The sequence below is a fragment of the Pseudomonas sp. FW305-28 genome (assembly GCF_017351395.1).
In the GTDB taxonomy this organism is placed as follows: domain Bacteria; phylum Pseudomonadota; class Gammaproteobacteria; order Pseudomonadales; family Pseudomonadaceae; genus Aquipseudomonas; species Aquipseudomonas fluorescens_AA.
Genome location: NZ_JACNDD010000081.1, coordinates 19810 through 29718 on the forward strand (window position 1 = coordinate 19810; position 9909 = coordinate 29718).

Annotated in this window: 8 protein-coding genes; 6 read left to right on the top strand and 2 right to left on the bottom strand. The window is 61.4% G+C overall.

The features are described 5' to 3' along the window. Positions 1-2: 2 nt before the first annotated feature. Positions 3-695 carry a response regulator gene (locus tag J4E53_RS18980; RefSeq protein ID WP_103308400.1) on the bottom strand — a complete coding sequence of 231 codons (693 nt, stop codon included), beginning with the start codon at positions 693-695 and terminating at the stop codon, positions 3-5. Next, positions 670-4062 carry an ATP-binding protein gene (locus J4E53_RS18985; protein WP_103308399.1) on the bottom strand — a complete coding sequence of 1131 codons (3393 nt, stop codon included), beginning with the start codon at positions 4060-4062 and terminating at the stop codon, positions 670-672. The genes J4E53_RS18980 and J4E53_RS18985 overlap by 26 nt, the downstream gene beginning before the upstream one ends. A gap of 320 nt (positions 4063-4382) precedes the next feature. Here J4E53_RS18985 and urtA point away from each other — a divergent pair, with 320 nt between their 5' ends. From urtA to J4E53_RS19015, 6 genes are all read left to right on the top strand, one after another. After that, positions 4383-5627, top strand: a complete 1245-nt coding sequence (urtA, locus tag J4E53_RS18990) for an urea ABC transporter substrate-binding protein (RefSeq protein ID WP_103308398.1) — start codon at positions 4383-4385, stop codon at positions 5625-5627. A gap of 110 nt (positions 5628-5737) precedes the next feature. Further along, on the top strand, positions 5738-6655 hold the full coding sequence (gene urtB / locus J4E53_RS18995) for an urea ABC transporter permease subunit UrtB (RefSeq protein ID WP_063320401.1): 918 nt from the start codon (positions 5738-5740) through the stop codon (positions 6653-6655). Positions 6656-6665: 10 nt separating this feature from the next. Then, a complete protein-coding gene (gene urtC, locus J4E53_RS19000; protein WP_103308397.1) occupies positions 6666-7853 on the top strand; it encodes an urea ABC transporter permease subunit UrtC in 1188 nt (395 codons plus the stop codon). Next, a complete protein-coding gene (gene urtD / locus J4E53_RS19005; RefSeq protein ID WP_003203582.1) occupies positions 7850-8608 on the top strand; it encodes an urea ABC transporter ATP-binding protein UrtD in 759 nt (252 codons plus the stop codon). Before urtC ends, urtD begins: the two co-directional genes overlap by 4 nt. A 10-nt stretch (positions 8609-8618) precedes the next feature. After that, positions 8619-9308 (top strand): urea ABC transporter ATP-binding subunit UrtE, encoded by a 690-nt coding sequence (gene urtE / locus J4E53_RS19010; RefSeq protein ID WP_063320404.1) that lies wholly within the window; start codon positions 8619-8621, stop codon positions 9306-9308. 132 nt (positions 9309-9440) lie between these two features. After that, positions 9441-9909: acetamidase/formamidase family protein (locus tag J4E53_RS19015; RefSeq protein ID WP_207268171.1), on the top strand; the 469-nt coding region annotated here is incomplete at its 3' end.

The following is a 9909-nucleotide window of genomic DNA, read 5'->3' on the forward strand; positions in this document are numbered from 1 at the left end:
GCTCACCTTGAAGTACTGTTGCGAGAGTCGGTCATGGCCGACAAGGCCACCGAGGTCGCTGCTGTGCGTGTTTCTACACCTAACTTCACATACACATGTTCCAGATGTTTGTTCACGGTGCGTGGGCTCAGATCAAGAATGGTGCCGATGTCGCGGTTGGTCTTGCCGCAGGCCACCCAGCGCAGAACCTCGACTTCCCGACCGGTGAGCTGAAAGCGTGCCGACAGCACCCTGTGCGCCGGCTCGTCGTCCAGGCTCGGCGCGGCTGGTTGTGACGCCGCTCGGGCCGACAGCAGGATGCGCGAGGTGCGCAGGTGCGCGGCGACCCGGGCCAGCACTTCGTCGGTCTGGATCGGCTTGGTCACGTAGTCGCTGCCACCCACTTCAAAGCCCTGGACCACATGCCTGCTTTCCGTCAGCGCGGTCATGAACAGCACCGGAATATCGGCGTTGGCCGGTTGCTCCTTGATCCGCCGGCAGGTCTCGAAGCCGTCCAGGCCCGGCATCATCGCATCCAGCAGAATCAGGTCTGGACGCCGGCGTTCGATGCGGTTCAGGGCGCTGAGCCCGTCGAGGGCCACCAACACCATGTAGCCGGCATCGTTGAGGGCGTCGGAGAGCATGGCGAGGTTGTCCGGGGTGTCGTCCACAATCAACACGACACCGGGTTCAGCGACTGTGGTCAGTGCATTCATCTTCTGCCTCCTTGAGGGCGCGGTTGATTTCGTCCAGGCGAAAATTTTTCAGCAGCTTGCGTAGCGAACTGATGAAAGGGGCGGTGGCCGGCGTCTCGGCCTGGATGGCGTCGAGTTTTTCGTGCAGACCGCGTACGTAGCCGATGGCGCTGAGTTCGCCGAGGGCGATGAGGTCAGGCTGTGAGGGCAATATCCCCGGTTCGGGGAATGTCGCAGGGGCTGGTTTTTCGCGGCGCAGCCAGTGCAGGTCGAGCTGTTTCTGGATCCGCTCAAGCAGCTCCGGGGTGTGTACCGGCTTGGCAAGGTAGTCGTTGCAGACACTGGCCAGGCTGCGCTCGCGCTCGTCGTTAAAGGCATTGGCCGATATCACGATGATCGGTGCCGTGGACAACGCATTGCGGCGAATCAGCCGGCTGGTTTCCCAGCCATCCATCGTCGGCATCGACAGGTCCATGAGAATCAGGTCCGGCCCCAGCAGGGCGACCTGGCGAATCGCTTCCTGGCCGTTGCTGGCCTGGACCACTTCAAAGCCCAGGGGCGTAAGCATGCCGCTGAGGACCTTGCGATGGTCCACATGGTCGTCCACTACCAGCACCAGACGCCGCGGCCCCTGGTAGCCGATGATGTCGTGTTCGACATGGATCACCGCTTGCGGCACCCGTACTTGCGAGAGAAACAGGCGCACCTGGAAACAGGTGCCCTTGTCCTGCTGACTCTTGACCTGCAACTCGCCGCCCATCAGCGAGGTGAGCATGCGGGTAATGGTCAGGCCCAGGCCAACGCCCTTGTCCTGGCGCATCAGATCACCGCGCTCGAAAGGCTGGAAGATTCGCTCGATGTGCTCGGGGTCGATGCCGATACCCGTGTCGATGATGTCGAAGGTTGCCGTCTCGCGCATGTAACTGACCCGCAGGCAGACCTCGCCGCTGTCGGTGAAGTTGACCGCATTGCCCAACAGGTTGATGAGGATCTGCCGGACGCGCTTTTCGTCACCTCGCACCACCGCCGGCATCTTGCCGATCAGCTCCAGGCGAAAGCGCAACCCTTTGTCCCGGGCTTGTGGGGTGAACATCAGCTCCAGATCGTGGATCAGTTCCGGGAAGGGGATTTCCGTCGGCTCCAGGCGCAATTTGCCAGCCTCGATCTTGGCCACATCGAGCAGGCCGTCGATCAGCGACAGCAGGTGCGAACCGCTGCGCAGGATGGTCGCCAGGGCATCCTGATGCTGCTCCGGCATGGCCGCGTCGCGCTGCAGGATCTGGGTAAAACCGAGGATGCTGTTCAACGGCGTACGCAGTTCGTGGGACAGTCCGGTGACGTAGCGACTCTTGGCCGCGTTGGCCGCCTCGGAAGCCTCCTTGGCATCTTGCAGGGCCTGGTCGGTCAAGCGGTGGGCTTCGATTTCCTGCATCAGCAGCAGGGTCTGGCGGTCCGATTCTTCCTGGGCCACGCGGCGGCTTTCCCGCGTCAGAACGACCCACCAGGCGAGGATGGCCGCCAGTACCGAGAGCGTCAGGAAGGCCTGGAAAAATGCCTGGTACAGCGTCGCCTGGGCTTGCGGCGAATGGGGCAGTCCCTGGGAGGCCTGGCCATAGATCAGCGCCAGAGCGCCGCTGAGCATCAGGATCAGAGCGAGCAGCAGGCCCAGGTAATGCACTAGCCGGGTGTGCAGGCGTGGCACCGTTGCATTGGGCAGCAACCAATGCAACAGCGCTTCGAACTGCGCCGACAGACGCCCGTGAGGTTTGCAGCGATCTCCGCAACGCGCATCCAGCGAACAGCAAAGTGAGCAGATGGGCGTGCTGTAGGCCGGACAGAAAGCCATGTCGGCGGTTTCGAACGGGTTGCTGCACAGGCCGCAGGTGATCAGCGTGCTCGGTGCCACCGGTTGCAGCAGTAGCGGATCGCTAGTGCGGGCAATGTAATAGCGGCTGCGTGTGGCCCAGGCCAGCAGCGGGGTCATGACCAGCGAGGTGCCGAGGGCGACGAAGGGCGGGGCGGCCTGGGCCAGCGTACCAAATAGACCGAAGTGGGCGAGGACCGACAGCAGCGAGGCAATCAGCATGGAGCCGACGCCCACCGGGTTGATGTCGTAGAGGTGAGCGCGCTTGAACTCGATGTATTTCGGTGACAACCCCAAGGGTTTGTTGATCACCAGGTCGGCGACCACCGAGCCGATCCAGGCGATGGCGATGTTGGCGTAGAGACCGAGCACCTGGTCAATGACGTCGAATACCCCCAGCTCCATCAGCATCAGGGCAATCGCCACATTGAACACCAGCCAAACTACGCGGCCGGGGTGACTGTGGGTGACCCGGGCGAAAAAGTTCGACCAGGCCAGGGAGCCGGCGTAGGCGTTGGTCAGGTTGATCTTCATCTGCGAGACGAAGACGAACAGCACCATGGCCGCCAGGGCCCATTCCGGCGAGGCGAACACATAACCGAAGGCCACCAGGTACATCTGGGTCGGCTCCGTAGCGCGCTCGATGGGGATCTCGTGTTGCAGGGCGAGAAACGCCAGGAAGGCGCCAGCGAACATTTTCAGGGCGCCGGGCAGGATCCAGCCGGGGCCGGCGCAGAGCAGGGCGGCCCACCAGCGCTTGCGGTTGGACGCGGTTTTTTCCGGCAGGAAGCGCAGGTAGTCGACCTGTTCGCCGATCTGCGTCACCAGGGACAGGGCCACGGTACAGGCAGCGCAAAACGCCAGCAGATTGAAGTCGCCGCTGGCATCACGGCCCTGGAAACTGGTCCAGTCGCTGAAGGCCTCGGGGTTTTTCAGCAGCACAAACAGATAGGGCAGCACCAGCAGCACCAGCCACAACGGCTGGGTCCAGAGTTGCAGGCGGCTGATCAGGGTCACCCCATAGGCCACCAGGGGGATCACCAGCACAGAGCAGATCACATAAGCAAAGGCCAATGGGATATGGAAGTACAGCTCCAAGGCCAGGGCCATGATCGCTGCTTCCAGGGCGAAGAACAGAAAGGTGAAGCTGGCGTAGATCAGTGAGGTGATGGTCGAGCCGATGTAGCCGAAGCCGGCACCGCGGGTCAACAGGTCCATATCGACGCCGTAGCGGGCGGCGTAGTAGCTGACGGGCAGGCCGGTGAGGAAGATGATCAGGCTCACGGCGAGGATCGCCCAGAAGGTGTTGGTGAAGCCGTAGCTCAGGGCCAGCACCCCGCCAATCGCCTCCAGGGCCAGGAACGACACCGCGCCCAAGGCGGTGTTGGCGATGCGCAGCTCCGACCATCTGCGAAAGGACTTTGGTGTGTAACGCAGGGCGTAGTCTTCCATGGTTTCGTCGGCGACCCAGCTGTTGTAGTCGCGACGGATCTTGGCGATGCGCTGGGTGCCAGGTGGAAGCACGGCGAAAGACTCCTGGGGTCAAGGCGCTCCGTGCCTGGCGGGTGTGCCCGTGGCGGATAACCGAGCAATTTTCATGCCCTGCACCGCGCCGTCGTGCCGCGCCAACGGTTGCCTGCGCGCGTGTCCGCGCAGTGCCGTTCAGGCGGCGCCTGGAGCGATAGCCTGCGCCGCCTTGGTGCATTTTTCCCTACGTCAAATGACGTATGCGCTTACGTCAGGCTGCGTATACCCGTCGCCGATCCGCGCCGCCATGCTGATGCCACCACCGTTGCCGGCCGCCCCAAGGCGAGCTGTCAGCGTCACCGCAGAGGAGTAGCAGCATGGAACCACGATTGATCCGGACCAAAGACCTGTTGCCGCGCCGCCTGGCGCTGGGGGCGGCGGCCCTGTCGCTATTGGCTGCCAGTGTGTTCAGCCAGGGTGTATGGGCCGACGAGGCCAATAGCACCGGCCTGGCGGTGACCGCCACTGAAGTCACGGTCGGCCAGTTGCACTCGGCCACCGGCACCATGGCGATTTCCGAGACCGGTTCGATCCAGGCCGAACGCCTGGCCATCGAGCAGATCAACGCTTCAGGCGGCATCCTCGGTCGGCAGATCAAGGTGATCCAAGAAGACGGCGCCTCCGACTGGCCGACCTTCGCCGAGAAGGCCAAGAAGCTTCTGGTCAACGACAAGGTGGCCACGGTGTTCGGCTGCTGGACCTCGGCGTCGCGCAAGGCTGTGCTGCCGATCTTCGAGAAAGAAAACGGCCTGCTCTACTACCCGACTTTCTACGAGGGGCTGGAGCAGTCGAAGAACGTGATCTACACGGGCCAGGAAGCCACCCAGCAAATCCTCGCCAGCCTCGACTGGATCGCCAAGACCAAAGGCGCCAAAACCTTCTACCTGGTGGGATCGGACTATATCTGGCCACGCACCTCGATGAAGATTGCCCGCAAGCACATTGAAAACGTGCTGCACGGCACCGTGGTCGGCGAAGACTATTACCCGCTCGGGAACACCCAGTTCGGTTCGCTGATCAACAAAGTCAAGTTGAAGAAGCCCGACGTGGTGTTCGCGGCAGTGGTGGGTGGCTCCAACGTGGCCTTCTACAAACAACTCAATGCGGCGGGTGTCAATTCGGCCAAGCAGACCTTGCTCACGCTCTCGGTCACCGAAGATGAGTTGCTGGGCATCGGCGGCGAGAACATGGCCGGTTTCTATGCCTCGATGAAGTACTTCCAGAGCCTGGACAACCCCAACAACAAAGCCTTCGTCGACGCTTTCAAGGCCAAGTACGGCAAGGATTCGGTGATCGGCGACGTGACCCAGGCCGCGTACCTGGGCCCATGGTTGTGGAAGGCTGCGGTGGAAAAAGCCGGCAGCTTCGATGTCGACAAAGTGGTTGCAGCCTCGCCGGGCCTCGAGTTGAAAACCGCGCCTGAAGGCTACGTCAAAGTGCATGAAAACCATCACCTGTGGAGCAAGACCCGCATCGGTGAAGTGCAGCCCGATGGCCAGTTCAAAGTGGTGTACGAGTCCGATCTGATCGAGCCGAATCCGTTCCCTAAAGGCTATCAGTAAGGTCTGGGCCATCGCGGCAGGCCGACTCCAACACTCTGTGGGAGCTGGCTTGCCGGCGATGGAGCTCCAGCGTTTTTCCACATCCTTCCTCCAAGCAGGAGTCCATCATCATGGAATGGCTATCGGAATTTGGTGCCATCGCGGCGATGCAGGGGTTCAACGGCTTGTCCGTGTTCTGTGTGCTGCTGTTGATGGCATTGGGGCTGGCGATCATTTTCGGCCAGATGGGGGTCATCAACATGGCCCACGGCGAGTTCCTCACGATCGGCGCCTACACCACCTATGTCTGTTCGAGCCTGACCAGTCATTTCGCCCCGTGGTTTCAACCCTATTATTTTTTCATCGCCATCGCCCTGTCGTTTCTGGTGGCCGGGGCCATCGGCTGGCTGGTGGAGTGGGCGATGATCAGTCGGCTCTACAAGCGTCCGTTGGACACATTGCTGGCGACCTGGGGGCTGTCCCTAGTGATGCAACAGACCTTCCGTTCGGTGTTCGGCGCCCGTGAAGTCAGCGCCACGCCGCCGGAGTGGCTGATGGGTTCGTTCAACTTCACCGAGTCCATCGAGATCCCGCGCAACGGCCTGTTCATGATGGCCCTGACCCTGCTGCTCACCGCGGCCATTTTTCTCTTGCTCTACCGCTCACGCTGGGGCCTGCAAGTGCGGGCCACGGTGCAAAACCGGCTGATGAGCCGTGCCGTGGGCATCAACACGCGCAAGGTCGACCGCATGACCTTTGCCCTCGGTTGTGGAGTCGCGGGGGTGGCCGGCGCGGCCTTTACCACCATTGGCTCCACCGGGCCCACCGCGGGCTCGCAGTACATAGTCGACACCTTCCTGGTGGTGGTCTTCGGCGGCGCACAAAGCCTGTTCGGCACTATTGCGTCGGCGTTCGTCATTGCCCAGACCCAATCGATCTCGGAGTTCTTCCTCAGTGGTTCGATGGCCAAGGTGCTGACCCTGTCCGGGGTGATTCTGATCCTGATGTTGCGCCCTCAAGGGTTGTTCTCCATCAAAGTGCGCAAGTAGAGGCGAGCCAATGAAGCTTTTAGACAAGATGCTGGCGGGCAAGCAGAACCTGCTGGGCGTGGCCCTGTTGGCGCTGCTGATTCTCGTGGTCTTCCCGCTGACCCTGGATGCCTTTCGCTTGAACATGGTGGGCAAGTACCTGACCTATGCCTTCGTCGCTGTCGGCCTGGTGCTGTGTTGGGGCTATGGCGGCATTCTCAGCCTCGGGCAAGGGGTGTTCTTCGGCGTCGGCGGCTACTGCATGGCGATGTTTCTCAAGCTCGAAGCCTCCGACCCGCAGAGCACCAAAATCCAGTCGACGCCGGGCATTCCGGATTTCATGGACTGGAACCAGATCACCGAACTGCCGTGGCTCTGGGTACCGTTCCACAGTTTCAGCTTCACCCTGTTGGCGGTGATCCTGGTGCCGGTAGTGCTGGCCTTCATCATTGGCATGGCGCTGTTCAAGCGGCGGGTGGGGGATGTTTATTTCTCTATCGTCAGCCAGGCCATCGCGCTGATTCTCACGGTGCTGATCGTCGGCCAGCAGGGCCTGACCGGCGGAGTCAACGGCATCACCGATCTCAAGACGCTGCTCGGCTGGGACCTGCGCAGTGACAGCGCCAAGCTGCTGCTGTACTTCATCAACGCGGCCTTGTTGTTCGGCTGCATTTTCATTGGCCGTTTCGTCCTTGCGTCGAAGCTCGGGCGGCTGCTGATGGCGATGCGCGATAAAGAGGAGCGGGTGCGCTTCTCCGGTTATGACGTGGCCAGTTTCAAGATTTTCGTGTTCTGCATCGCCGCTGCCTTCTCGGCCATAGGCGGCGCCATGTTCGCCTTGCAGGTGGGCTTCATGTCGCCTTCGTTCGTCGGCATCGTGCCATCCATCGAGATGGTGATCTTTGCCGCTGTCGGCGGGCGCATGTCGCTGCTCGGCGCGGTGTATGGGGCCTTGCTGGTGAACTACGGCAAGACCTATTTCTCCGAGTCCTTCCCCGAATTGTGGTTGTACCTGATGGGCGGGCTGTTCATTGCCGTGGTCATGTACTTCCCCAATGGTTTGGCCGGACTCTGGGACAGCCATGGCCGCCAGACCCTTGGCCGTTTATTGCGGCGTACCCCGCAGCAAGCTGCCGTTGCCGCGCCCCTGCCGGAGACGTCGCGCACTGCACCGCCGACCCCTGCTTCTGAACGCCCTTCGCTGGAGACGCAGCCATGACCGCCGTAGGTTTTCAGATGAACAAGCCGGTGCTGGTTATCGAGGGGCTGACGGTGTCCTTCGACGGTTTCAAGGCCGTGGACAACCTCAACCTGTATATAGACCGCAATGAAGTGCGGGTGGTGATCGGGCCCAACGGCGCAGGCAAGACCACGGTGCTCGACCTGATCTGCGGCAAGACCCGCGCCACCAGCGGCAGCATCCAGTTCGATGGAAAGGAACTGACCAAGATGCGCGAGTACAACATCGTCCGTGCCGGTGTCGGGCGCAAATTCCAGAACCCGTCGATCTACGAAAACCTCACGGTGTTCGAGAACCTGGAGATGTCCTACCCGGCCGGGCGCAAGGTGTTTGGCGCGTTGTTCTTCAAGCGCAGTGCCGCAGTGATTGCCCGGGTTGAAGAGGTGGCGCGGGAGATCTTTCTCGGCGAGCTGTTGCAGCAGCAGGCCGACCTGCTGTCCCACGGCCAGAAGCAGTGGCTGGAGATCGGCATGCTGCTGATGCAGAACCCTGACCTGTTGATGCTCGATGAACCGGTCGCAGGGATGAGCGTCAACGAGCGCGTACAGACTGCGGAACTGCTCAAGCGCATCAGCCAGGGCCGCTCGGTGCTGGTGATCGAACACGACATGGAATTCGTCAAGAGCATCGCCCATAAGGTCACGGTGCTGCATCAGGGCAAGGTCCTGGCCGAGGGCAGCATGGAGTCGGTGCAGAACAACCCGAAAGTCATCGAAGTCTATTTAGGCCATTGAGGAAGCAGGCATGTTCAACGTAGACAAGCTGTCCTGTGGTTACGGCCAGAGTCAGATCCTTCACGACCTCGACCTGGCCGTGGCCAAACGCGAAATCGTCGCCGTGATGGGACGCAACGGCATGGGCAAGACCACGCTGTTCAAGAGCTTGATGGGCATCCTTCCGCAGTGGCGGGGGCAGGTCAGCGTCGATGGTCAGGAAGTCTCGAACCTGGAAACCCACGAGCGGGTGGAGCACGGCATCGCCTATGTGCCTCAGGGGCGGATGATTTTCCCTAGCATGACGGTGTTGGAAAACATACAGACCGGCCTGCCGGCATCGGCCCGGGGCCAGGTGCCCGAAGACCTCTATGCGTTGTTTCCGGTGCTCCACGACATGCGCTCGCGCAAGGGTGGCAACCTTTCGGGCGGGCAGCAGCAACAACTGGCGATTGCCCGGGCACTGGCGACCAATCCCAAGGTGTTGTTGCTCGATGAGCCCACCGAGGGCATCCAGCCGTCGATCATCAAGGACATCGCCCGCACTTTGAAAGAGATCCGCCACCTGCGCGACCTGACCATTGTGGTCTCCGAGCAGGTGCTGTCATTCACCCTGGAAATCGCCGACCGCTTCCTGGTGATCGAGAAGGGTCGCTTCGTGATTGAGGAGACCCGGGACAAGGTCGACGAATCCACCATCAGTCGCTACCTCTGCGTATAGGCGCGATCGGCCCCCTTGTAGCAGCTGGCAAGCCAGCTCAAAGGGGTACGTCATCCAACGTATTGGCCGATTCGTGCCGCCATTCGAGACTGGTTCCAACGCGGTACATCCCTAATGTTCAGGAGCTTCGCCATGACCGATACCTTGATCAAAGTCGACCTCAACCAGCCCGCCACCGAGAACGAACAGATCCACAACCGCTGGCATCCGGACATTCCCATGGCCTGCTGGGTCAAGCCGGGGGATGACTTTATTCTTGAGACTTACGACTGGACCGCTGGCGCGATCAAGAACAACGACGACGCCTCGGATGTGCGTGACGTCGACCTGTCCACCGTGCACTACCTGTCCGGTCCAGTGGGCGTGCATGGCGCCGAGCCGGGGGATCTGCTGGTGGTCGACCTGCTGGACATCGGCGCCAAGGCCGAATCGATGTGGGGCTTCAACGGCTTCTTCTCGCGGCAGAACGGTGGCGGATTCCTCACGGATCACTTTCCCAGCGCACAGAAAGCCATCTGGGATTTCAAAGGCATGTTTACCAGCTCGCGGCACATTCCCGGGGTCAACTTTGCCGGCTTGATCCACCCCGGATTGATCGGTT

Bases quoted from the DNA above. Each gene is read 5' to 3' on its own strand.
- J4E53_RS18980 (WP_103308400.1), bottom strand. From the start codon at position 695: ATGAATGCACTGACCACAGTCGCTGAACCCGGTGTCGTGTTGATTGTG.
- urtA (WP_103308398.1), top strand. From the start codon at position 4,383: ATGGAACCACGATTGATCCGGACCAAAGACCTGTTGCCGCGCCGCCTG.
- urtB (WP_063320401.1), top strand. From the start codon at position 5,738: ATGGAATGGCTATCGGAATTTGGTGCCATCGCGGCGATGCAGGGGTTC.
- urtC (WP_103308397.1), top strand. From the start codon at position 6,666: ATGAAGCTTTTAGACAAGATGCTGGCGGGCAAGCAGAACCTGCTGGGC.
- urtD (WP_003203582.1), top strand. From the start codon at position 7,850: ATGACCGCCGTAGGTTTTCAGATGAACAAGCCGGTGCTGGTTATCGAG.
- urtE (WP_063320404.1), top strand. From the start codon at position 8,619: ATGTTCAACGTAGACAAGCTGTCCTGTGGTTACGGCCAGAGTCAGATC.